Origin of the sequence: Streptoalloteichus tenebrarius (genome assembly GCF_024171885.1) — a bacterium.
Taxonomy (GTDB): domain Bacteria; phylum Actinomycetota; class Actinomycetes; order Mycobacteriales; family Pseudonocardiaceae; genus Streptoalloteichus; species Streptoalloteichus tenebrarius.
In genome coordinates this window covers 125,488-148,716 of the sequence record NZ_JAMTCP010000004.1, presented here as the reverse complement: position 1 = coordinate 148,716, position 23,229 = coordinate 125,488, and the positions used below count along the sequence as shown (strand labels likewise).

Annotated in this window: 19 protein-coding genes; 9 read left to right on the top strand and 10 right to left on the bottom strand. The window is 71.2% G+C overall.

Going from position 1 to position 23,229, the window contains the following annotated elements:
• Positions 1–55: 55 nt before the first annotated feature.
• Positions 56–1,483, top strand: a complete 1,428-nt coding sequence (locus tag LX15_RS05930) for a KamA family radical SAM protein (RefSeq protein WP_253668465.1) — start codon at positions 56–58, stop codon at positions 1,481–1,483.
• A gap of 379 nt (positions 1,484–1,862) precedes the next feature.
• On the top strand, positions 1,863–2,795 hold the full coding sequence (locus LX15_RS33475) for a serine hydrolase domain-containing protein (RefSeq protein ID WP_372502415.1): 933 nt from the start codon (positions 1,863–1,865) through the stop codon (positions 2,793–2,795).
• Between the two features lie 178 nt (positions 2,796–2,973).
• Here the strand turns inward: LX15_RS33475 and LX15_RS05925 are convergent, their stop codons facing one another.
• Entirely contained in the window at positions 2,974–3,807 is an 834-nt protein-coding gene (locus LX15_RS05925; RefSeq protein ID WP_253668464.1) for an NmrA family NAD(P)-binding protein, read from the bottom strand.
• A 316-nt stretch (positions 3,808–4,123) separates the two neighbouring features.
• Here LX15_RS05925 and LX15_RS05920 point away from each other — a divergent pair, with 316 nt between their 5' ends.
• Positions 4,124–4,822, top strand: coding sequence for an alpha/beta fold hydrolase (locus LX15_RS05920; RefSeq protein ID WP_253668463.1), 699 nt, complete (start codon positions 4,124–4,126; stop codon positions 4,820–4,822).
• 18 nt (positions 4,823–4,840) lie between these two features.
• On the opposite strand, the gene LX15_RS05915 is transcribed toward LX15_RS05920, so the two are convergent.
• Positions 4,841–6,031 carry an MFS transporter gene (locus tag LX15_RS05915; RefSeq protein WP_253668462.1) on the bottom strand — a complete coding sequence of 397 codons (1,191 nt, stop codon included), beginning with the start codon at positions 6,029–6,031 and terminating at the stop codon, positions 4,841–4,843.
• 83 nt (positions 6,032–6,114) lie between these two features.
• Between LX15_RS05915 and LX15_RS05910 the strand changes: the two genes are divergently transcribed.
• Positions 6,115–6,573 (top strand): winged helix-turn-helix transcriptional regulator, encoded by a 459-nt coding sequence (locus LX15_RS05910; protein ID WP_253668461.1) that lies wholly within the window; start codon positions 6,115–6,117, stop codon positions 6,571–6,573.
• Positions 6,574–7,092: 519 nt separating this feature from the next.
• Here LX15_RS05910 and pip read toward each other — a convergent pair.
• Positions 7,093–8,052 carry a prolyl aminopeptidase gene (gene pip, locus LX15_RS05905; protein ID WP_301304085.1) on the bottom strand — a complete coding sequence of 320 codons (960 nt, stop codon included), beginning with the start codon at positions 8,050–8,052 and terminating at the stop codon, positions 7,093–7,095.
• 435 nt (positions 8,053–8,487) lie between these two features.
• Here pip and LX15_RS05900 point away from each other — a divergent pair, with 435 nt between their 5' ends.
• Both LX15_RS05900 and LX15_RS05895 read left to right on the top strand, forming a co-directional pair.
• Complete coding sequence (locus LX15_RS05900) at positions 8,488–9,390, top strand: alpha/beta fold hydrolase (protein ID WP_253668460.1); 903 nt, start codon at positions 8,488–8,490, stop codon at positions 9,388–9,390.
• Positions 9,391–9,592: 202 nt separating this feature from the next.
• Positions 9,593–12,148: a glycosyl hydrolase family 18 protein gene (locus LX15_RS05895; RefSeq protein ID WP_253668459.1), complete on the top strand. Its 2,556-nt coding sequence runs from the start codon at positions 9,593–9,595 to the stop codon at positions 12,146–12,148.
• Positions 12,149–12,361: 213 nt separating this feature from the next.
• On the opposite strand, the gene LX15_RS05890 is transcribed toward LX15_RS05895, so the two are convergent.
• From LX15_RS05890 to LX15_RS05875, 4 genes are all read right to left on the bottom strand, one after another.
• Positions 12,362–12,775, bottom strand: coding sequence for a VOC family protein (locus LX15_RS05890; RefSeq protein ID WP_253668458.1), 414 nt, complete (start codon positions 12,773–12,775; stop codon positions 12,362–12,364).
• A 153-nt stretch (positions 12,776–12,928) separates the two neighbouring features.
• Positions 12,929–14,020, bottom strand: a complete 1,092-nt coding sequence (locus tag LX15_RS05885; RefSeq protein ID WP_253668457.1) for a CU044_5270 family protein — start codon at positions 14,018–14,020, stop codon at positions 12,929–12,931.
• A complete protein-coding gene (locus tag LX15_RS05880) occupies positions 14,013–14,648 on the bottom strand; it encodes an RNA polymerase sigma factor (protein WP_253668456.1) in 636 nt (211 codons plus the stop codon). The genes LX15_RS05885 and LX15_RS05880 overlap by 8 nt, the downstream gene beginning before the upstream one ends.
• Before the next feature lie 93 nt (positions 14,649–14,741).
• Entirely contained in the window at positions 14,742–15,665 is a 924-nt protein-coding gene (locus LX15_RS05875) for a class I SAM-dependent methyltransferase (RefSeq protein ID WP_253668455.1), read from the bottom strand.
• A 226-nt stretch (positions 15,666–15,891) separates the two neighbouring features.
• Between LX15_RS05875 and LX15_RS05870 the strand changes: the two genes are divergently transcribed.
• The gene (locus LX15_RS05870) at positions 15,892–16,908 is read left to right on the top strand and encodes a DUF6492 family protein (RefSeq protein WP_253668454.1); all 1,017 of its coding nucleotides are present in this window, start codon (positions 15,892–15,894) and stop codon (positions 16,906–16,908) included.
• 26 nt (positions 16,909–16,934) lie between these two features.
• On the opposite strand, the gene LX15_RS05865 is transcribed toward LX15_RS05870, so the two are convergent.
• A complete protein-coding gene (locus LX15_RS05865; protein WP_253668453.1) occupies positions 16,935–17,990 on the bottom strand; it encodes a helix-turn-helix transcriptional regulator in 1,056 nt (351 codons plus the stop codon).
• A gap of 987 nt (positions 17,991–18,977) precedes the next feature.
• Between LX15_RS05865 and LX15_RS05860 the strand changes: the two genes are divergently transcribed.
• On the top strand, positions 18,978–19,142 hold the full coding sequence (locus tag LX15_RS05860) for a hypothetical protein (RefSeq protein ID WP_253668452.1): 165 nt from the start codon (positions 18,978–18,980) through the stop codon (positions 19,140–19,142).
• A 303-nt stretch (positions 19,143–19,445) separates the two neighbouring features.
• On the opposite strand, the gene LX15_RS05855 is transcribed toward LX15_RS05860, so the two are convergent.
• Positions 19,446–19,769, bottom strand: coding sequence for a hypothetical protein (locus LX15_RS05855; RefSeq protein ID WP_253668451.1), 324 nt, complete (start codon positions 19,767–19,769; stop codon positions 19,446–19,448).
• Between the two features lie 219 nt (positions 19,770–19,988).
• Between LX15_RS05855 and LX15_RS05850 the strand changes: the two genes are divergently transcribed.
• Positions 19,989–21,236: an MFS transporter gene (locus LX15_RS05850; RefSeq protein ID WP_253668450.1), complete on the top strand. Its 1,248-nt coding sequence runs from the start codon at positions 19,989–19,991 to the stop codon at positions 21,234–21,236.
• 40 nt (positions 21,237–21,276) lie between these two features.
• Here LX15_RS05850 and LX15_RS05845 read toward each other — a convergent pair whose 3' ends face one another.
• On the bottom strand, positions 21,277–23,097 hold the full coding sequence (locus LX15_RS05845; RefSeq protein ID WP_253668449.1) for an ABC transporter ATP-binding protein: 1,821 nt from the start codon (positions 23,095–23,097) through the stop codon (positions 21,277–21,279).
• Positions 23,098–23,229: the final 132 nt, after the last annotated feature.

The following is a 23,229-nucleotide window of genomic DNA, read 5'->3' as shown; positions in this document are numbered from 1 at the left end:
GAATCAGGTTGGTGGCAGCATAATCTTTACGCCACCCTGAGGGCTAGGAGAAGTTATGACTGCGGTTCACGAAGCAGCGGCCACGCCGGAGTACACCCGCGACACCGTCTCCGAGGCCATCGCGCGCACCGGCCGACAGCCCTACGACTACGCGCGACACGAACTCGTCGAGCCCGACTGGCGCCGACTCCCCGGCTGGCACGACGTCACCGAAGCCCAGTGGCGCGACGCGCAGTGGCAACGCGCGCACTGCGTCAAGAACACCCGCCAACTCCGCGCCGTCATGGGCGACCTGCTCACCGAGCGGTTCTACGACGACCTGGCCGCCGACCAGGAACAGATGGCGACCATGTCCACCCTGCTCCCACCCCAGATGCTCAACACCATGGCCCCCCACGCCCCCACCACACCCGAGGCGTTCACCCGGGCCTTCTACGCCGACCCCGTCCGCCGCTACATGCTCCCCGTGCGCTCCGACCGCCACCCCGACTGGCCCACCCACCCCCTCGCCACCCGCGACTCCCTCCACGAGGCCGAGATGTGGGTCGTCGAGGGCCTCACCCACCGCTACCCCACCAAGGTCCTGGCCGAACTGCTCTCCACCTGCCCCCAGTACTGCGGCCACTGCACCCGCATGGACCTCGTCGGCAACTCCACCACCCAGGTCGACAAGCACAAGCTCACCCTCAAACCCGTCGACCGCCAGGAACAGATGCTCGACTACCTCAAGCGCACCCCCGGCGTGCGCGACGTCGTCGTCTCCGGCGGCGACGTCGCCAACGTCCCCTGGCACCAGCTCGAGAACTTCCTGATGCGCCTACTGGACATCGACTCCGTCCGCGACGTCCGCCTCGCCACCAAGGCACTCGCCGGCCTACCCCAACACTGGCTCCAGCCCCGCGTCGTCGAGGGCCTGCAACGCGTCGCCACCACCGCACGCCGACGCGGCGTCAACCTCGCCATCCACACCCACGTCAACCACGTCCAGTCCGTCACCCCACTGGTGGCCGAGGCCGCCAGGACCGCGCTGGAGGTCGGCGTCCGCGACGTGCGCAACCAGGGAGTCCTGCTGCGGGGCGTCAACGCCACCCCCGCGGACCTGCTCGACCTGTGCTTCGCGTTGCAGGGCGAGGCGAACATCCTGCCCTACTACTTCTACATGTGCGACATGATCCCCAACGCCGAACACTGGCGCGTCGCCGTCTGGGAGGCCCAGGCCCTCCAACACGCGATCATGGGCTACCTGCCCGGCTACGCCACGCCGCGCATCGTCTGCGACGTCCCCTACGTCGGCAAGCGCTGGGTCCACCAGGTCGCCGAGTACGACCGTGAACGAGGCGTGTCCTACTGGACGAAGAACTACCGCACCCACATCGAACTCGACGACCCCGACGCCCTGACCCGGCGCTACCCCTACTACGACCCCATCCAGACGCTGCCCGAATCCGGCAAGGCATGGTGGCGCGACCACCAGGACCACTGAGGACACCAGAGCCTCACAGTGGGAGGGCGGGGGCCGACAGTCCCCGCCCTCCCACCGTGAGCGGACAGCAGACGATCCGAACATCATCCGCAGCTTGGCCAGCGCGACACCATGGACGAGATCCCGCAGGTGTTCCCCATGGTCCGCGCGCGTTGATCAGCAGGTATCCGCGGGACCTCGCCGGGGAAGGGCCAGCGTCCGGTGTGGGAGACCCGCCGCGTCTGCTTGAGGATCAGCAAGATCACCAGCTAGCGCGACAGCGTCGCCGTCAGCGGCTAACCAGAGCGCATCCCCACCTCGCCTACTGCGCCGAAGCGCTGAGGTCCTCTCTTCGTTGCTTGGTCTTTTGTGGGGGCTGAGCTTGCCCCTTGGTTTAGTGATGATTTTGATCAGCACTGAAATCATCGGGGACACAGGGCGGGCAAGCTCCACGAGATCGCGAAGGAAGAGCGCGGTGCGCAGAACCAGCGGGGCCGCGCCGAGGTCACCGGGCAGAGCCTCGGGAAAGGCGAGGGAGCACAGGGAAAGCTCTGCTGCCGACACCACCAGGACGCCGCCGGGGCGTCGACAGCAGGGAGGTCCCTCTCCCCTACCCCGGACCGCTACGTCAGGGACTCTCCCGGGACGCGAATCCTCGTGCCCCCAACGCCATCGCCGCCCAACCCTGACACCCGTCAAGCGAGCAGAACGGCGACTGGCCGTTCGGAGATCCGCACCGTGTTCGACCCGAGCCGGGCCGCACCGACCCCGCTCAGCAGGGACGCGTGTACCCGCCGGGAGACCGCTGGCTCTACACACCGGAGCCGACGTACTCGGCCTGCTGGTCGCCGGGGTCACCGGCCAGACGTTCGGCTCCTACCTCCAGGACCGCCTGTGCACCCCACTGGGCATGACCGACTCCGGGTTCTGGTGCCCAAGGAGAACATCCACCGGCTGCCCACCGGCTACGCCCACGGCCCGAGCATCGGAGCGCTCACCGTGTACGACCCCGGCCGGCGGCGGCCGGCACAGCCGCTCCCAGCCCCTGGAGCTGGGCGGCAGCGGCCTGGTCTCCACCGCCGACGACTACCTCGCGTTCTGCCGCATGCTGCTGGCCGGGGTCGTGGGCACCGACGGGACGCACGTCCTGTCGCGGCAGTCGGTCGAGCTGATGACCACGGACCAACTCACCCCGAGCAGAAGGGAAAAGACCAGGTCCCCCACCTGTTCTGCGACCACGGCGGGTTCGGTTTCGGCATGGGTGTGCGGACCCGCCGCCGGGGTTTCGCCCACCTCGGCCAGTTCGGCTGGGACGGCGGCCTGGGCACCGTAAAGATGGACCCGGGACTCACGCGGCCTGGTGTGGGACTTCCACACCCTGGACTACCAGGCGCTCCGCGACTGACCGGCGGAGCCGACCCGTTCCCGGGGTCGGGGTGGCGGCCCCGGACGACCAGCCGACCACCACCCCGACCACCGGCTCCCGCGCGCCGAGCCGGGAACACCCGCGCTCAGCGGAAGGCGTCCACGTGGTCCCGTACCCAGGACCGGAACGTCCGCGCCGGCCGCCCGAGCAGCCGCTCCACCGTGTCGGTCACCACCTCGGGGGTGTCGACGAAGGACCGGTACACCGCCAGCCGCGCGTCGACGAACGCGGCGTCGCCCAGCGCCGCCACCATCCGCTCCCGCGCGATCTCCACCGGCACCTCCTCCCACCGCACCTCGCGGCCCGCCTCCTCGCCGATGATCCGCACCAGCTCGGCGTGGGTCAGCGACTCCGGCCCCGTCACCAGGTACCGGGCACCGTGGTGGCCGTCGGTGGTCAGCGCGTGCACCGCGACGTCGGCGATGTCGCGCTCGTGGATCAGGGAGCGGGACGCCGCCGCGTACGGCCCGCGCACCACGCCCTGCCGGACGCCCTCGGCCCAGGCCAGGGCGTTGGTGGCGAAGTCGATCGCCCGCAGGAACGTCCACCCGGCGGCCGAGTTCCTGAGCAGCCGCTCGATCTCCTGGTGGTAGGAGGTCGCCCGCTCCCCCTCGGCGAGGTCGGCCACGTCGGTGGACAGGTAGACGACGTGCCGCGCGTGCGCGGCGACCAGCTCGATCACCTCAGGCCGCACCGGGATGCCCGGCCACATCAGGTAGACGCCGTCCACCCCGCGCAGCGCCGGCTCCAGCGTCGACGGGGACGCCAGATCACCGCGCACCGCCTCCACCCCGTCCGGCAGGGCCGCGCGCTCGGGGTCCCGCACCAGGGCGCGAACCGCGTGGCCCGCGTCCACCAGGCCGGTCACGACGTGCCGGCCGACGTTGCCGGTCGCCCCGGTCACCAGATACGTGCTCACGCAACGACCCTAGATCCACCGGGCGTCACGCGACCCACTGCCGTGAGTCCCCGCACCTGGCGTTCGCCCTCCGCGAAAGCGGGTGCGCCACCACCAGTCGCTGGGACTGCTCAAGCCCGAGCGCCGGCCAACCGCCACCCCGACTCACGACCAGCACGACATGCCGTCAGTTCGCCACGCCCCGTCCCAGACCGAAAACCCGTTGTGCGCCCTCGGCTCCCGCTGTGACCCTCGCGCCGTGTCCGAGAAGATGATCACGACGTCCGACGGCGTCCGGCTCGCCGTCCACGACCGGGGCGGCCAGGGCTAGGCGCTGGTGCTCCTGCACGGCAGGGGACGCGACCAGCGGGACTGGTCCGGACTCGTGCCGCTGCTGCGCGACGCCGGACTCCGACCGGTCACGATGGACCTGCGCGGACACGGCGGGTCCTCCCCCGCCCCCTGGGGCTGGGACGAGGGCCTCGCCGCCGTGGTCACGCACCTGGAGCTGGCCCGCCCCGCCGTCGTTGGGCACTCCCTGGGCGGCATGGTCGCCGCCCTGTGGGCACGCGAACACCCCGAGTGCCCCCTGGCCGTCAACGTCGACGGCCACGGCGACCCCCAGGGCCCGCGCAGCTACGACGCCCCCGACCCGGACGCGGCCGCCGCAGCGCACGAGGCGGTCACCGCGTTCCTCGCCGAACTCGACGCCGAGGACGGACCCAACCCCGACCTGGAGCAGTACCTCGCGACGTTCGAGGGCTTCGACCTGTTCGCGGTCTACCGCGAGGCCCGCTGCCCGCTGCTGGTCATCTCCAGCGAGCGCGAGGAAGACGAGGACGAGGAGGAACTCCCCCCGGCGGTGGCCGACGCCTTCGCCGCGCACCGCCGGGGCATCGCCCGCGACCTGGCCCTGGTCGCCGCCCAGAACCCCCTGGTCTCGGCGACCAGCCTGCCCACCACCCACGACGTCCACCTGGAGGACCCCGAAGGACTGGTCCGGCTGGTGCTGGACGCACTCCACCGCTCCGCCTGAGGCCACCCCCGCACCGACTCATCCCATGCCGACCGCACTGTCCACGTGGCGCGGGCGACGGCTGGTCGTGCGGCCGGTGAGCGCCCAGGTGACGAGTGCGCAGAGCGCGAGCGCCGCGCCGAGGACGGTGGGGCCGGTCCAGCCCGCGGCGTCGAACAGCGCGGTGGTCGCGGTGGCGCCGAACGCGGAGCCGAGGGAGTAGAAGACCATGTATCCGCCGATCGTGCTGCTGGTGCGGTCGGCGTACGCGGTGGTGAGGACGTGCTGGTTGCTGACGTGCACGGCCTGGACGGCGAAGTCGAGCACGACCACGCCGAGGATCAGCAGGAGCAGCGACCAGCCGAGTTGTCCGATCGCGAGCCACGAGCCGAGCAGCAGGGCGAGCGCGACGCCGGTGACCCGGCTGGCGTGCCCGGCGTCGCCCCAGCGGCCGGACCGGGCCGCCCCCAGAGCGCCGGCGAGCCCGGCGATGCCGAACAACCCGACCTGCGCCTCGCTCAGGTGCCACGGCTCACCGGCCAGGGGCAGCGCCATGCCGCTCCACAGGGTGCCGAAGGAGGCGAAGAGGAAGAAGGCGATCAGCCCGCGGCTGAGGAACGTCGGCTGGACGAACAGCCCACCCAGGGACCGGATCACCTGCCCGTACCGTTCGGCCCCGGCACGGACCTCCGCCGGCAGCGCCACGAGGCTGAGCACGCAGAGCCCGGCGGCGAGGACCGCCAGGGCGAGGTAGCTGCTGCGCCAGCCCCACAGGTCCGCCAGGCCTCCCGTGACCACCCGGGCCCCGAGGATGCCGACCACCACGCCGGAGGTGACGACACCGAGGTTGCGCCCGCGCTCCTCGGGCGGAGAGATCGAGGCCGCGTAGGCGACCGCGGTCTGCACCACCACCGCGAACAGGCCCGCGACGGCGAGACCGCCGAACGCCAGCCAGGCGACCGGTGCGACCGCGGTGACACCCAGACCGACCGCCACCAGCCCCAGGTGCGCGGCGATCAGGCGTCGACGGTCGAGCATGTCGCCCAGCGGCACCAGCAGCACCAGCCCAACGAGGTAGCCGAGCTGCCCCACGGCCACGAACCAGCCGACCGCGTCGCGGCCCACGCCGAGGTCGTGCCCCATCGGTCCCAGCACCGGCTGCCCGGCGTAGACGCTGGCGACCGCCACCCCGCACACCACCGCCAGCAGCAGCCTCGTCCCTCGGCCCACCACGACCCCCAGTCGGTTGCAATTTGAAACTCTTTGCCAGGCTAGACCAGAATGGTTTCAACGAGCAACTCATGGGAGGGGCGATGGCACGCGACGACGCGGCGGGGAGGAACCTCGCGTGGACGGACCCGAACTGCCCGGTCGCGCGGGCGGTGGACGTGGTCGGCGACCGGTGGAGCCTGCTGATCATCAGGGACGCGATGGACGGCGCCCGCTCGTTCACCGACTTCCAGCAGCGCACGGGCATCGCCCGCAACATCCTCGCCGACCGGCTCCGCAAGCTCGTCGCCCACGGCCTGATCGCCCAGGTCGAGGCCCCGACGGGCAAACGGCGCGTGTACGCGCTCACCCCGGCCGGCAAGGACCTGTTCCCCGTGATCGTCACACTCCGCCAGTGGGGCGAGCGCCACGCCTACGACGCCGGTGAGACGCATTCGGTCCTGGTCGACGACCACGGCGCCGTCGTCCCGCCGGTCGTCCCCGTGGCCGCCGACGGACGACCGCTGACCAGCGACACGACCACCGTGCGAAAGCCCGCCTGAACCCCCTCGACGCCAGGTGCTCCCGCATCACCTCACAGGTCCGGCGGTCGCCGATCTCCACCCGCCGCCAGCGGCCACCCGAGCCACACCCCAGACCAGGTCCGACGGCCCGCGACCGCGCCGGCACCAGCACCCCCTCGTCTCCCGGCGGTACCTCAGCCCCTCGAACAGGATCGGTCTGGTGATGACGAACCCGTACGGCACCAGCCCGAGCGGTCACTGAGCGCCCCGAGACCACCTCCTCTGCGCCGCCAACCCGAACCCACACACCCCGCCGCGATCACCGGCTGAAGCCAGGACACCTCGAAGGCCGAGGCCACCCACCACCCAGACCCCGGGGCGCTACGAACCACGCCAACAGCCCCAGCAGAACCGTTCCGACCACCGCCCGCCAGCGGTCTGACCCCTCCCCCGCCGGGGTGCGCCCGACCACGGGCACACCCCGGCACTGCCCCACTCAACCCCGCGCCGGGTCGCCCGATGGATCACCCACGGCCAGCCCCGGGCCCGAGGGCGGCTTCAGCGCGGGGCGAACCTGGCGAGAGCCGCACGCAGAGCCGCACGCTTCGACGCGGTCCACTGGTGCCCGGCGTCCTCCAGAACGACCAGCTCCGCGTCGGGCCAGGACCGCGCCAACTCCCATGCGGTGCCCACCGGACAACTCAGGTCGAGCCGGCCATGGATCAACACGCCCGGGATGCCCGCCAGCCGCCCGGCCTCCCGCACCAGGACGTTGTCCTCCAGCCACGCCCGGTTCGCGCTGTAATGCGCGCAGATCCGCACGAACGCCACCAGCTCGGCCAACGGACGATCACCGTAGAAGCCCGGCCTGCCGCCGGGCTCCAACGACACGACCGTGTCCTCCCACTCGCACCACGCCCGCGCCGCCCTCTCCCGCACCCCCACGTCGGGATCGTCCATCAGGCGCGCGTAGGCGGCGAGCAGGTCGCCGTCACGGTCCGCCTCCGGCACCGCCGCCCGGAACCGCTCCCACGCCTCGGGAAAGAAGCACGCCACGTCCCGGTACAGCCAGTCGATCTCCGACTGCCGGGTCGTGGTCACCGCGGAGATGATGATCTCCGAGACCCGGTGTGGGTACCGCTCCGCGTAGGCCAGGATCAGCGTGGAGCCCCAGGAGCCGCCGAGCAGGAGCCACCGCTCGATCCCGAGGTGCTCGCGCAACGCCTCCATGTCGGCCACCAGGTGCGCCGTGGTGTTGTGGTCCATGTCCGTGGCGGGATCGCTCGCGTGCGGGGTGCTGCGACCGCACCCGCGCTGGTCGAACAACACCACCCGGAACAGGTCGGGATCGGCCATCTGCCGCATCCCCGGCGAGCAGCCAGACCCCGGTCCCCCGTGGACCACGAGCACGGGCTTGCCCTCCGGGTTCCCGCACGTCTCCCAGTACACGAGGTTGCCGTCGCCCACGTCGAGCATGCCCTGCGCGTACGGCTCGACAACCGTTCCCTGACCAGCCAAAGGTCCGACCCCTTTCGTCAGATGACGGAACCGATCAGGGCTTTCCCCCACACGGCCGGGCCTGGGCTCGCCCGCTCACAAGGTGCGCCGTCACGGCTGCTCGACCTTTTCATCTCCTGGCTTCTCGTTGGTCGCTCTGTTGTTCGGGACTTTTCCGGATTGGAGAGATAATTTTAGTCGACACTGAAGCAATAGGGGGCTCAACTCGCGCGAGCGAGACAGGGAGTCCACGCGGACCCGCCGCGAGTCGGAACTCACGTCCGCGACCCCAGCATCCCCACAGTCGCCCCCACCATTCCGCAAAGTTCCCCATAAATCCCACTGAAGGGCACTTCACGGCATGTTACGGTATTGTTTGTGCGGCTGGATCGCACGTTCGCAGTACACCCTCGACCTGACCAGCGCCCTCCCGCGCCGTCACCCAGGAGCCGCAGCGTGAGCATCTACCGATCCGAAGCCGGGGCCCGTCTGCTCCGCACGCGCTACCTGAACGCCCTGGAGCGCTGGCCGACCGACCACGAGCGGCTCCAGGTCCCCACCCCCGAGGGCGAGACCTTCGTCCTCGCGTCCGGCCCCGCCGACGCTCCCCCACTGGTGCTGCTCCACGGCTCCGGGAGCAACTCGACACAGTGGATGGACCGGATTCCGGACCTGGTGCGGCATTTCCGCGTGTACTGCGTCGACGTCATCGGCGAGCCCGGCCTGAGCGCGCCGTCCCGGCCGCCGTTGGACTCCGACCGGTACGCGCGGTGGCTGGACGCGGTCCTGGACCTCCTCGGGGTGGAGCGAGTGCGGATCATGGGGATGTCCCTGGGCGGATGGCTGGCGCTGGACTACGCCACCCGACGACCCGCCAGGGTGGAACGCCTGGCGCTGTCCTGTCCCGGGGGACTCGGCAGGCAGAAGAAGGGGTTCCTGCTCAAGGCGATCCTGCTGAGCCCGCTCGGCCGCTGGGGCCAGCGCAGGTCGGTGGCGGGAACCCTGGGGCCCGCGCTGTCGGCCCTACCGCCGGCTCAGGCGGAACTGGTCCTCGACGAGGTGCTGCGCGTGTCGCGGAACTACCGGTACCGCCCCGCGGCGCTCCCGGTGTTCGACGACGACACCCTGCGGCGACTGACCATGCCCGTGCACGTCGTCGTCGGGGACGAGGACGTCATGTTCGACTCCCTGGAGACCAAGCGGCGACTGGAGACCGTCGTCCCCCACGCGACGGTGCGACTGCTGCGCGGCATCGGGCACTTCGTCCCCGCGCAGACCGCTGCGGAGATCGAGTTCCTGACGAGCACCGGACAGCACGGGAGTCGTTCCAGGCGCGGCTCCGACGTCAGGGGCTTCTGACGGCCGGCGGGGTCAGAAGGGGAGGCAGCGAAGGAGCGAACACCCGGAGGACAAGGAGCCCGGTGGCGAATCCGGCCCGTCGCCCTCACGCGGCGGGCCGGAGCGTCACGGCCTCGCGGCCGGATTCTGGTGATTGACGGAGTGGTCCAGACCACATATCGTCACTCGCGCGCCGCCGTGATTCTCCACCACGGGAGTCCGCATGCGCAGAACCCTCGTGTTCCTGACGGCACTCGCCACCCTGTTCGCCCTGGCCGCCCCTGCCGAGGCCGGGACGGGGCTCACGGCGACCTTCAGCAGAACCGGCAACCAGGCCACGTTCGTGGTCGCCAACTCCGGATCCTCGGCGGTCAGCGGGTGGTCGATCGCCTTCGACCTGCCCGCCGGCGTCACGGTCAGCAACGCCCAGCACGCCACCGCGTCGCAGGACGGCAACCGGGTCACCCTCACCCCCGCCCACTACGTCTCCACCATCCAGCCGGGCAAGGACACCGGGCCGTACAGCCCGACCCTCACGCTCAGCTCCGCCGTCGACCCGACGTCGTGCACGATCAACGGCGCCAACTGCGACGGCAGCGGAGATCCCCCTCCCCCGCCGGCCCCGGTCACCGCGACCTTCTCCCTCAGCGGCACCACCGGGAAGTACGTGGTCAACAACAACACCGACGCCGCGATCTCCGACTGGTCGCTCGTGTTCACCCTGCCCTCGGGCGTGACGGCGAGCAACGCCCAGAACGCGACGCTGACGCAGAACGGCACCAGCGTCACGCTGACGCCGATGTTCTACAACAAGAGCATCCGCGCCCGCTCCTCGACCGAGCCGTACAGCCCGTCGTTCACGCTCAGCAGGGCGGTCCAACCCACGACCTGCCGCGTCAACAACGCCAACTGCGACGGCAGCCCCGACGCCCCACCGTCCACTCCCGCCAACCTGCGCTCGCCGGTGAAGACGACGAAGACCGTCTCCCTCGCCTGGGACGCCTCCACTCCCGGCTCACTGCCGGTCGCCGGCTACGAGGTCTACAACGGGACCGCGCACGCCGCGTCCGTCACGGGCACGAGCACCACGATCTCGGGCCTGACCCCGAACACCGCCTACACCTTCACCGTGAAGGCCAAGGACACCAAGGGAACCCTGTCCCCGGCCAGCGCGCCGCTGACCGTCACGACCAACAACCCCGCGGACGACACCCAACCGCCCACGGCACCGTCGAACCTGCGCAGCACCGCGGTGGACTCGACGAGCGTCACGCTGGCGTGGAACCCGGCCACGGACAACAAGGGCGTCGCGGGATACGACATCTACCTGGGCTCCACCCTGCGCACCACGGTCGCGGGCACGACGGCCAAGGTCGACGGGCTGTCCCCCTCGACCGACTACACCTTCACGGTCCGCGCGCGCGACCTCCACGACAACGTCTCCGAGCCGAGCAACACGCTCAGCGCCCGCACGTCCGACATCGTCGGCAACGGGTACGCGCGGGTCGGCTACTTCGTCCAGTGGGGCATCTACGGCCGCCAGTACTTCGTCCGCAACCTCGACACCACCGGCGCGGCCGCCAAGCTGACCCACATCAACTACGCCTTCGGCAACATCGACCCGGTCAACCTCACCTGCCTCCAGGGCGTCACCAAGGGCGTGTCGACCAACCCGCAGGACCCCAACCAGGGCGACGGCGCCGGTGACGCCGAGGCCGACTACGGCCGGCCGATGAGCGCGGGACAGTCGGTCGACGGCGTCGGCGACACCGGCTGGGAGCCGTTGCGCGGCAACTTCAACCAGCTCCGCAAGCTCAAGGCCAAGCACCCGCACCTGAAGGTGCTGATCTCCCTCGGCGGCTGGACGTTCTCCAAGTACTTCTCCGACGTGGCGGCGACCGACGCCTCGCGCAAGAAGTTCGTCAGCTCCTGCATCGACATCTACATCAAGGGCAACCTGCCCACCTACAACGGCGCGGGCGGCCAGGGCGTCGCGGCGGGCATCTTCGACGGCATCGACCTCGACTGGGAGTGGCCGGGAGCCGAGGGCCATCCTGGCAACCACATCGGCAAGGACGACAAGCGGAACAACACCCTGCTCATCGAGGAGTTCCGCCGTCAGCTCGACGCGCTGACCGCGACGACCGGGAAGCGCTACCAGCTCACCGCGTTCACCCCGGCCGACCCGGCGAAGATCGCGGCCGGGTGGGAGCTGGGTCGGGTCGCCCAGTCCATGGACATCTTCAACGTCCAGGGCTACGACTTCCACGGCTCGGGCAGCGACAACTCCTGGGAGCCCAACCGCACCGGCCACCAGGGCAACCTGTACGTGGACAAGGACGACCCGTACTCGTTCCACTTCAGCGTGGAGAACGCCGTCAACGAGTACCTGCGCGCGGGGGTGCACCCCCGCAAGATCACCGTCGGGCTGGCGTTCTACGGCAGGGGCTGGCAGGGCGTCGCGGCGGGTGACCGCAACGGCGAGTGGCAGTCCGCGACCGGCGCCGCGCCGGGCCAGTTCCAGGAGGAGGCGGGGACGCGGGGGTACTCCAACCTGATCGCGTCGGTGCCCGGGTGCACCGTCCACCACGACGAACAGGCGGTGGCCACCTACTGCTTCACCGGCAACGGCGGGCAGTGGTGGTCGTTCGACGACGCCTGGTCGATCCAACGCAAGAGCGCCTGGCTCCGCGGCCAGGGGCTGCTCGGCGCGATGATCTGGGAGATGTCCGGTGACACCGGCACCCTCATGACCGCGCTCGACACCGCGCTCCGCTGAGTGAACGCGAGCGGTGGCGACTGACTGTCCCGGTCGGCCGCCACCGCTCGCGCGTCTGTCCCCTGTGGACCGAGTTCTCAGAGGCGCCACCAGCCCGTGGACCGGCTTCGCCCCTGAACGTCGCGCCCGGGGTTCTCGCCCGGCGGCTGGCCGCCATCACCAGGATGCTCCACGTAGGACAGTCGATCTCCCTTCGACCGGCGACCGCGGCCATCACGTCTGTGGTCGGCTGATGTTGACCATCCACGAGACGCCGAACTGGTCAACGCACATGCCGAACTCGTCTCCCCACATCTGCTTCTCCAGGGGAGTGACGACGGTGCCGGTGCTCGACAGCTTCTCCCAGTAACCACGGAGCAGCTCCGCGTCGTCACCGTTGAGGGTCAACGAGATGGTGTCCCCCCGCGTGTGGTCCGCTCCCGGCGGCGCGTCCGCCACCATGAGCGTGTGCCCCTGGTCGGTCACCAGCACGCCGTGCATGATCCGGTCGGGGTGCGGGACGTTCGGGTCGCCGATGTCCGCGTACGTGCGCAGGACCAGCTCCCCGCCGAAGACGCTCCGGTAGAACTCTCCGGCTTGGCGGGCGGTGCCGGGGAGAATGATGTAGGGGTTGAGATGCGCGACCACAGGACCCTCCAGATCCGCAGGGCGACGAAGCAGTCGCATCGTGGCAGCACACACTGACAATCCAGCGCGAACACGCGCTGCGCGTCGTCGCCGTGACACCAGACGGGGCCGTACGTCCCCCCGAGGACGTACGGCCCCTGGCTCGCGCGGCGCTCAGCCCCTGGGTGGCTGTCCCATGCCGTCGGCGACACCGGTGACGACCGAGGACGACGTCCACAGGGTGCCGGCCCTGACGTCCTCCCAGTCCGAGGTCGCCACCTCCCGCTCCCCGATGAACCGGCCGGTGTCCGGATCGATGATGATCTCCCAGCGGGTGGAGCCGGTGTCGCCCGCACTGAACGCGACACCCGTGCGGCCGTCGAGGTTGGCCTTGTGCTCCATGATCTGGATGTCCGGCAGGTCGGCGAGCACCCGGTACAGGGCCGCCCGCAGGTCCTTCGGCGTCCATCCCGCGCTCAGCATGCGCGAGACGACCGTGATCACCCCGCCGCGCAGGTCCTTCTGACCGTCCACATAGGACTTGATGCGGTCGTGGAGCTGCCGGGGGTCGCGGGGCAGTCCCGCCATGAACTCCGGCGTCGGGTAGTTCCAGCTCCCCTGGACCAACTGGCAGGGACCGGTGGTGCCCAGCTCGGGGATGAAGTCCCCGCACGGCGCCCGGTTCTCGGTGGTCTTCGCGTCGTCGAGCGGGACCCCGGCCGCGCGGGCCTCCTCCTCACTGCCCTCGATCCACTGCCGGCGGCCGGTGGTCGTGCTGCGGGCCAGCCACTGGTCGGTCCACGTGGTGGGCCGCCAGACCTCCGACACGGTCTCGCTCAGGTACTGGAAGGCCCTGCCGTTCCTGTCCTTGGCGGCCTCCACGCCGAGCGCCCACTGGTGCGTCTTCGTGTAGTGGTACTGGCCGGGGTTGACCACCGGGTCCTCGACGGTGATCGCGAGGGCCGCGGCGCGGTTCAGCACGGTGGCCGCCGACGCCGTGGGCTGGTGGTCCGGCCCGAGTGCCGACACCCCGACCACGGCTCCCGCCGCGAGGACGACGACGCCCGCGGCCAGGGCGAGCCACCGCGCCGCGCCCCGCCTGCCCGCCAGGGGGCGCGCCGCCACCGGGCGAGCGCCCTCGGCCGCGCCGGCCAGCACGCGCTGGCGCCCCTCCACGAAACTCTGCTCGGTCATCGGGGGCACGTCGGCCAACAAGGCCCGGACCCGCTGGTCCACCCGCTCCTCCGAAGTCGTCCGCTCAGGCATGGCCGTGCCCCTCCTGCCGCCGCTGTCCGGGTCGAAGCATCCTCAGCTCGTGCGCGTCGGTGTCCGGGTCGACGTCCGGGGTGACCGACCGCAACCGGGTCCTGGCCCGGTGCAGTCGGGTCCGGACGGTGGCCGGCGACACACCCCGCACCTCGGCGATCTCCGCCGGGGTCAGGTCCGCCCACGCGACCAGGAGCAGCACGTCACGCTCCTCGGCCCGCAACCCCGCGATCGCCGCCGCCAACCGGGCGCTCAGCGCGCCGGCGTCGGTGCGGTCGGCGGCCCGGGTGCTCACCACGTCGTAGGCCTCGGCGGCGCCGTGCCGCGTCCAGGCGCGCAGCCTGCGCACCTCCGCCCTGGCGTGGTTGCGCAGCAGGTTCGTCGCCACCCCGTACAGCCACGCGCGCAGGCTCGCCCGCTCCGGGTCGAACCGCGCGCGCTGCTCCCACAGCACCAGGAAGGCCTCGGCGACCAGGTCGTCGGCGACCTGCGCGCCCACCCGGCCCGCGAGGTAGGCGTGCAGCGGCCTCGCGTGCCGGTCGTACAGGGCGGCCAGGTCGTCGGGCCCGTCCAGCCGGTCCATCTCCGGGCTCCCTCGTTGCGCCGCCACGGCGCTGTCGATGTGCACGGACCTCCTTGGCCGATCCCACCTCCTCCGTTCCCGGACCGGGGAGTGAGACGAGCCACAGCGGAGGTCATCGACCCGCCCGGGGCTCGGAGGTCAGGACTCCCGCTCGAAGTGCCAGAGCAGTATCGCCGGCACTCCGGCGTTGGCGGCCCGCGCCGCCTCGGGCACCAGCCCGAGCAGGCTCCACGGCCACAGGTCCCACGGCCCCGGCGACCTGGGCCCTGTCGACTTCGGCCCCGCAGGCGCGGCATCGGCTGCCACCGACGACGCGGCCGGCGGCGCCGGTGGCAGCGGCTCCTCGCAGCGCCGCAGCCGCAGACCCACCGGCAGCGCCGCCCGGAGGTAGTCCCCCACCAGGTGCCGATAGGACTCCAGCCGCCCCGGCCGCCCGTCCCCGCCCCGCACCACCGGGATGGAGCCGCGCAGCACGCGCTCGGGATGGACGTCGGAAATCACCAGGTGACCGCCGGGCCGCAGGACCCTGGCGAACTCCGCCATGACCGGGTCGAGCGCGGGGACATGCGTCAACGCCAGCGCGCAGACGACCAGGTCCGCCTCGTTGTCGCCGACCGGGAGGCGGTGGAGGTCGCCGACCGAGAACCGCCCGCTCGGAACCCGCTCGACGGCCCGCGCGAGCATCTCCGGCGAGCCGTCCACCCCGATGACCTGGTGGCCGCGTTCGGCGAGCAACGCCGAGACGCGCCCGGTCCCGCACGCGGCGTCCACGGCGACACCGGGCGGGAGCGCGTCCACGATCTCCCTGATGAGAGGGCCGTCGATGTCGAACGCGGCGTTGCCGGGCGCGTCGTACGTCGCCGCCCACGCGCCGTAGCCCTCGGCGCTGCTCACGCGGTCGACCTCCATCGCCGCGCCCGCGAGCGACTCGTCGTCCAGCAGGTCGCGGATCTCCGCGATCCGGGACTCGACGAACTCCCGGTCGTGCTCACCAGTGAAGGCGCGCATCAGGGCGATGCCTTCGAGCCCGAGGAGGTAGGCCAGTGGGTGCTCATAGATCACGCGGTGAGGCTAACGACGCTCCCGCCGGAGAGCGATTGACTTTGTTCCCCCGTCACCGCCCTCGGCTCGACCGGGCGCCGGCACGATCACGACACCGCAGGCATACTGTCCACACAGGACAGTTCGCTCGGGCGCGACAAGCACGGGAGCCACTCGGCCCGGAAAGGAGAACACGCAGCCTGCTCACCGGGTCTCGTTCGTCCGCCGCCAGGAAGGACGCTCCACGATGCCAGCACCAGCGACGGTCACCACCGGCGCGACCGTGCCCGATCTGCCACCGGTCGCCGTGCTGGTCCTGGCCGCCTCGAAGGATCTACCCGGCCTGGGTGTCTGCCTGTCCAGCATCCTGAGGCACTGCCGCAACCCGGTTTCCGCGCTGCACGTTGTGGCGCAACGGTTTCCCCACACACCACCCGTCCAGGACCCACGGATCATCTGGATTGACGAACGACGCTGCGTTCCCAGCACAGCGGAGATCAACGCCGCTCTCCTCGACACCGGACGCGATCCCGGCAACGCCTCCTGGTACTTCCAACAACTGGTGAAGTTGCGGTGTTTCGACCTGCTGCCCCAGAACACCCCCGACCACGTCCTGGTCGTCGACTCCGACATGGCGCTTCTCCGCGACACCACCTTCGTCGACACGCGACGACGGTCGCTGCTCCCCTACGGCTATCCGCTCTACTGGCGACCGGGCACCCGCCACCACCAGCTCCCGCCCCGACACTCCGCCCTCGACGCCGCCAGACGCCTGGTCCCCGGCTGGCGGCCACTCGACCCCTACAGCGGAATGCACCACCACATGGTCTTCGACCGCGCCATCCTGAACGACCTCACCCAGCGCGTCCGCCACGCCCACCCCGGGCCGTTCTGGCGCGCGTTCCTCGCCACCGCCAACACCGAGAAGTGGACGGGAGCCTCCGAGTACGTCCTCTACCGACACTTCGCCGGCCAGCGCTTCCCGCACCTGGTCCGCCACCGGCACCTGCGCACCGTCGAGATCATCCAAGCCGACGAGCCATCCGGCTTCACCCTGCCCGAGCTGGTGGAGGCCGCCCGGCGCACGCCTCTGGACGCCGTGGGCTGCCACCGTTTCCTGCACTACACCGAGCGCCTCGCGACCATGGACTACATCCCCGAGGCACTCCGCGAATCCGGAACGGTGCGGCCCGTGCCGCTGCGGCTGCGCCTCGACCACGGCCTCCTGACGATCGACCACGCCGCGCGCCCTCTCACGCTCTGACGACCACGCCACGCGTCGCGACGCGGTCAGTTGCCGAGCGCGGCGAGGAGTTCGTCCCGCCCGCTCGCCCCCGTCTTGCGGAACACCGCCTTCAGGTGGTCGTTGACGGTGTGCGGCGACAGGTCAAGGCGACGGGCGATCTGCTTGGGCGCGGCCCCCTGGGCCAACGAGGCGACGATCTGGCGTTCCCGCGCGGTGATGCCGTACCAGTCGCAGAACACCGGCAGAACCTGATCCGTGGTGGCGGACTGGAGGACGATCGCGACGTCCCCGACCCCCTCGTCATCGAGCGGCTGGCCGTGGCAGACGATCCAGCGGCCGTAGCTCGCCGCCGGCCCCACCACGAGCGCGGGCGCCGCGCGGGGGTCACGCGCGTGCTTGCGCGCCTGCGCCGACATCCCCGCGAAGAACACCTCACCCGTGAACGCCGGAGCGTGCTGGTGGCGACGCAACCGCTCCCGCCAGTGGAAGGCCGACGCCGTGGCCGACCGGATCAGGTGATCGGAGCCCACCACGAGCACGCCGGCCGGCGGGGCGGACACGGCCGGCGCGAGCGGCGCCGACGTGACGTACCCGCGCAGGACGGAGATCAGGGCCGGGCCCCAGCGCGCCACCCGGCTCAGGTCATCCGCGTCGAAGGGCCGGCCGCCCTCCGCGCGGAGCAGGCCGAGCGTCCCCCACACCCCGCGCCCGTCCCGCAGAACCAGGCGCAACTCGCACCCGACGCCGTGGTCGGCGAACAGACTCCTGGTGATCCGGTCACGCCACTCGGCTCGGGTGTCGGCCCCGACGACCGCCGCCGGCACGGACCGGCGGGCGAGTTCCTCCAGCGGACAGGGGTCCCTGTCGGCGTAGCAGTTGAAGAGCAGCGACCACCCGAAATCGGGTTCGTAGCCACACCAGAAGCTGAACGACGCCGGCCCGAAGCCAGCCGAGGGACTGGTCCCCACCAGGCGCAGGGCGTCGTGCGCCACCACCGGCGCGAGCACCCGGGAGACCAGCTCGCCCAGCTTGTCGGAACTCGCGCCCTGCCCGGCCGCCCTCGTCAGGTCGCGCAACACCCGGTCCGCCGACGGCTTCACTCCCCCAGTCTGGTCGGCCCGCGCCGGCCAGCACAGTCCTGTCTTCCCTGCCTTCGCCGACCTCCACGCTGGGGCCTGTCCTCAAAGCCAGGTCGTGTGGGTGGCCAGGTCGATCACGGCTCGGTGGCACAGGGCCGACTTGTCATCGCGGGTGGCGATCGCACGGAACTGCGTGAGCTGGCTTGCTGGTCACGGCGTTCCGGGATGGTGGTCCGAAACCTGCGACGGCGGCGCGCGGCGCGGATGGCACACGGTTGGTGTAGCCCTTGCCTGCGATCTCCCGGTGGGGGGCGGGTCGCCGGTCGGCCATGCCCGCCACCCACCGGAATGGGTCTTGGTTGACGGCCCGCCGCCGGAAGCGGCCGATGACGTGATCAACCGGTTCGGGCCGGTGGTGCGGTGTGCTGGTGAGCGAGCACGGTGCTGGAGTCGACCCCGGACTTCCTAGTCGAGTTCGTTGATCGCCTCGGCGGTCACCCGCACCCCCGTCACCAGAGGTTCCGGTGGGCGACCACCGCCAGAACCGGTTGTCGACACCTCTTCCACGGCCCATACCGTTCCGGGCAGGTCACGCCACACCCGTCTTCGCCCTGAACAGCATCCCGCTGATCACGCGACGCCTCGTCCATCCGTGGGCCTTCCTTCGCGCCGGAGGCGGGCACAGCGATGCGATCGCCTGCCACTGCTCGCCGGTCAACTCGTGCCCGCATACGACGCCCCGGGATCAAAGATCAGCCACACCAGCTTTGAGAACAGGCCCGAGGGTCTGTCCTCAAGGCCAGATGAGCTGGTTGCCAGGTTGATCACGTCTCGGTAGGAGATGGTGGTCCTGCCGTAGCGGGGCGATCGCGCGGAACCGCGTGAGCCGGTTGAAGCGGCGTTCGACCACGGTGCGGCGTGGGGAGGAGCCAGGGTCGAGAGTCGCGGGAGCGGACCGAGCGCATGATCACCTGGCTCCCGGCGCCCGCCGCATGATCCGCCCTCCCTGTGCGGGACGCGGAGGTGCGGCGGGCGCTACTGCCCTGGGCCTGCGCGGTGTGCTGGTGGGTGCGCACGGTGCTGGAGTCCATCCCGGACTTCCCGGTCGCGTTCGTTGATCACCTCGGCGACCACCCGCACCCGAGGCGCCAGAGCCAGGGTTCGGGTGCGTGACCACCGCAAGAACCGGTTGGCGACACCTCTCCCAGGGCTGGCCTATGCCGTTCCGGCAGGTCACGCCATGCCTTACCCGTCTTGGCCTTGAGCAGCCACGCGTTGATCACCCGGCGGCGTCCACCAGTGGGCGTCCCTTCGCGCCGGAGGCGGACAACAGCCCCTCGATTGCCTGTCATTGCTTGTTGGTCGTCCGCTCTCGCCCCGCCGGTGTGGATTTTTTCAGCCAGCACTGAAGCAATCAGGGGTACAGATCCTGCTGCTTCAACGACCACACCCACGATCACTGGAACGCGTCGGGTGTCAGATCGAGGTGGCGGTCCTGGCCATCACCCAGTGAAAGGTCGCCGGCCCCTCCGGCTCGTGCATGGTGACCAGTTCGTCCACCAGCAGCGTGAAACCGGCATTCTGGAGCAGTTCGCGGTTGGTCGACGCGTCGTGGCTGCTGAAGTACATGGGCACGCCGAGCCAGTCAGCCTCGACGCTGTCACTGCCCCGACAACCCAGTGAGGCCAGGAACAGCCCCTCGGGGCGCAGCCACTCCGCGATCCGCAGGGACCAGTTGACGTACCGGTCGGTGATGGCGTCGTACCCCGCTTCCACCACGCGCCTGGGGTCATCGACCACGGCAGGGGACGTTACCGCAGGACGGCACGCGCCTTCGCCCGTCCCGACGGGTCGACGAGGCAGGCCGAGCACGACGTGCACGGCGTTCGGGACCGGGAAGAGACGGGTCGCGGGCGACGCGCTCCCCCGGCTCCGTCGACCAGCTCATGGACAGAACGGTGCGACCAGGGTTCCGTCCCTGACAAAATCTCCGCGGTCCGGCTTGGGGGAGCATTCTCGATGCGAGGGAGACCCATGCGCTCCGTCTCGTCACCGCGCGTTCCCGACCGCGCTTCCCGGGTGGCCCTGCGGTCGGTCCGCCTGACGTTCTTCCTCACCGGCCTGTTGTTCGCCACGTGGGCGGCCCGCACGCCGTCGATCAAGCACCAGCTCGGCCTGGACGACGGTGACCTCGCCGTGGCCTTCGCCGGCCTCAACCTCGGCGCCCTGCTCGGCCTCCGACTGGGCGGGTGGCTCACACCGAGGTTCGGCAGCGCCACCACGCTGCGGATCGCCGTGCCGGTCTTCGCGCTCAGCCTCTCCGCCGTACTCCTCGCCGGGAACCTCGCGGGTCTGGCCGCCGCCCTGGTGGTCTTCGCCGTCGCCAACAGCGTGGTCGACGTCGCGATGAACTCCCATGGCGTCGCGGTGGAGCGGCGGGCCGGCCGGTCGTTGCTGTCCGGCATCCACGCGTGGCACAGCCTCGGCGTGATCAGCGGCTCCCTGCTGGGCGCCGCCGCCGAACAGGCCCACCTGTCCATCACCGCGCACTTCGCCTGCACCAGCGTCCTCGTCGCGCTCTTCGGCGTGGCGACCACCCGAGGTCTCCTGCCCTCCTCGGTCGACGGGGCGAGGTCGTCCGGGACGACCCAACACCCGGGTGGCCGGTGGCCGGCGCGCCTGGTCGCCCTGGGGGCGTTGGCGTTCTGCGTCGCGCTGGCCGAGGGCGCGGCCAACGACTGGTCCGCGGTCTACCTCCATGACGAGGCGCACGCCAGCTCGGCCGTCGCGGCGGTCGGGTTCGGCGCGTTCGCCGGGTCGATGTTCCTCGGCCGGCTCTGCGGCGACCACCTGATCAACCGCGTTGGCCCGCAGCGGGCGTTCCTGGCCGGGGTGGTGACGGCGGGTGCGGGCATGGGCGCCGCGCTCCTGGTCGGCGGCACGGTCGCGGGACTGGTGGGTTTCGCGTTGTTCGGGCTCGGCCTGTCGTACACCTTCCCGCTCACCTTCGCCGCCAGCGGCCGGGTCGTGGGGGTCCACCCGACCCACGCCATCGCGAACATCTCCACGCTCGGCTACCTGGGGTTCTTCACCGGACCCACGGTGATCGGCCTGGTGGCGGACAGCGCCGGTCTGACGGTGGGTCTGGCCGTGCCGGCGCTCGTGGTGCTCCTGGCCGCGTTCGGGGTCAGGGCGGTGCGACCGCCCTCGACGACGACCGAGGGCGTCGCCCCGACGTCGGCGACAGACCCCGTGCGACCCGCGTGACCCGCCTGACCCGTGTGACGGGGACGTCCTGGGAGTGCGTTCACCGGGCGAGGTCCTGGTGGGAGCCGAGAAGTCCGGCCACCCGTGAGTGATGTCCCGTCGCCTGGACCCGTCCCTGGTCGAGGACGATGACGCTGTCCGCCGCGCGGATGGTGGACGGTCGGTGCGCGATCACCAGCAACGTGCACTCGCCGCTGATCTGCTCGATGGTGCGGGTCAGGGCGGCCTCGTTGGCCGCGTCCAGGTGCGAGGTGGGCTCGTCCATCAACAGCAGCCGCGGGCGCGGCAGCAGGGCGCGGGCGATGGCGACCCGCTGCTGCTCCCCGCCGGACAGCGCACTGCCGTGCTCCCCCACCGGCGTGTCCAGCCCCTGCGGGAGCCGGCGCACCAGGTCGTCGAGGCTGGCCAGCTCCACCGCCCGCGCGATCTCGGCGTCGGAGGCGTCGGGTTTGGCGTAGGTGATGTTCTCCCGCACCGTGCCGTGCATGACCGGGGCGCTCTGTTCCACCAGGCTGATCGCCGCGCGGCACTCCTCGACGGTCATCTCGTGGGTCGTGTCGCGCCCGTCCAGCAGGATGGTCCCGGCCTGCGGGTCGTAGAAGCGCGCGATGAGCGCGAAGACCGTGGACTTGCCCGCTCCTGACGGGCCGACCAACGCGACGTGGCTGTTGCGGGCGACGCGGAACGAGACGTCCCGCAGCACGGGTCGGTTCGGCTCGTAGGCGAAGCTCACGTCCCGGAACTCGACCGCGGGGACGTCGGCGCCGGGGCCGCGGTGCTCCCGGTGCGGGGCGCGGGGGCGGGTGGTCGCCGGCTGCCGGATCTCCTCGTCCTCGGTGGGGATCCTGGCGACGTCCTCCACCCGCTGGAGGGCGGCCAAGCCCCGTTGGAGCGTGGCGAACACGTCGAACAGGTTGGCCATGGGCGTGGCGACGTAGCTGACGTAGAGGAGGAAGCCGACCAGCTCGGCCAGTGAGGCGCCGCCGCTGGCCACCCGCATCCCGCCCACCACGAGCACGGTGATCATCGCCCCGTGCACGGCCAGGGTCATCGCGGGGTTGATCAGCGCGTTGTTCCTGGCGGCCTGGAGGCTGTTCGCGTAGGCGGTGCGCGCGAGGGCGCCGATGCGGTCCCGTTCGCGGTCCTCGGCGCGCAGGACCCGCACGGTGCGGATGGCGGACAGGGCGCGTTCGAGTTCGGCGCTCATGCCGCCGAGGCTGTCCTGGGCGTCCTCCACCGAGCGGCGGATCCCCTTCAGGAGCAACAGGGTCAGGCCGCCGATGGCGCCCGTGATCGCGGCCACGACCAGGAACAGCGTCGCGTCCAGCCAGATCATGGTGGCGAGCCCGCCGAGGATGACGAACACGCCGACGCTGGCCTCCACGAGGTCGTAGGCGAGCGAGTCGCGCAGCAGCGTGGTGTCGCTGGCGGTGCGGGTGAGCAGGTCGCCGAGCCGGTGCCGCTGGTAGTGGTGCATCGGCCAGCGCAGCACCCGGTCGACGATCCGCAGCCGCAGGCCGAGGACGATGCCCTCCCCCGTGCGTTCGAGCAGGTAGTGGCCCAGCGCGGTGATCACGGCCTCGGCCACGAACACCACGGCCAGCAGGGTCAACAGCAGGGCGTAGGGGCGGTCGTGGGAGAACTCCTCGATGGTCCGGGTCGCCAGCAGCGGCTGTGCCAGGCCCATCGCTCCGCCGACCAGCGTCAGCCCCAGGGCCGCGGCGATCGCGGTCCGGTGACCCCGGGTGACCCGGACGAGGTCGCGCCAGTTCACCCGGGGCTTCTGGGCGTCTTCCGCGGTTGCCGGTTCGTCCTCCTCGTCGGTCCGTTCACGCGTTCCGGCGGGGCTGGCGCTGTTCACCACGCGTGCTCCTCGTGTCGGTGAGTCCACCCGTCGTCGGTGAGCGGAACAGCGCCTGTCGCCCGCGGCCCGGGAGCGCCTTCCGGTCCCGGTTCAGGTGTGAGCGCCGGACGCCCTGGCGCGTGCGCCCGC

Excerpts from the sequence above, each read along its gene's own strand:
- LX15_RS05930 (WP_253668465.1), top strand. The coding sequence starts at position 56 with ATGACTGCGGTTCACGAAGCAGCGGCCACGCCGGAGTACACCCGCGAC.
- LX15_RS33475 (WP_372502415.1), top strand. The coding sequence starts at position 1,863 with ATGATTTTGATCAGCACTGAAATCATCGGGGACACAGGGCGGGCAAGC.
- LX15_RS05910 (WP_253668461.1), top strand. The coding sequence starts at position 6,115 with ATGGCACGCGACGACGCGGCGGGGAGGAACCTCGCGTGGACGGACCCG.
- LX15_RS05895 (WP_253668459.1), top strand. The coding sequence starts at position 9,593 with ATGCGCAGAACCCTCGTGTTCCTGACGGCACTCGCCACCCTGTTCGCC.
- LX15_RS05885 (WP_253668457.1), bottom strand. The coding sequence starts at position 14,020 with ATGCCTGAGCGGACGACTTCGGAGGAGCGGGTGGACCAGCGGGTCCGG.
- LX15_RS05870 (WP_253668454.1), top strand. The coding sequence starts at position 15,892 with ATGCCAGCACCAGCGACGGTCACCACCGGCGCGACCGTGCCCGATCTG.
- LX15_RS05850 (WP_253668450.1), top strand. The coding sequence starts at position 19,989 with ATGCGAGGGAGACCCATGCGCTCCGTCTCGTCACCGCGCGTTCCCGAC.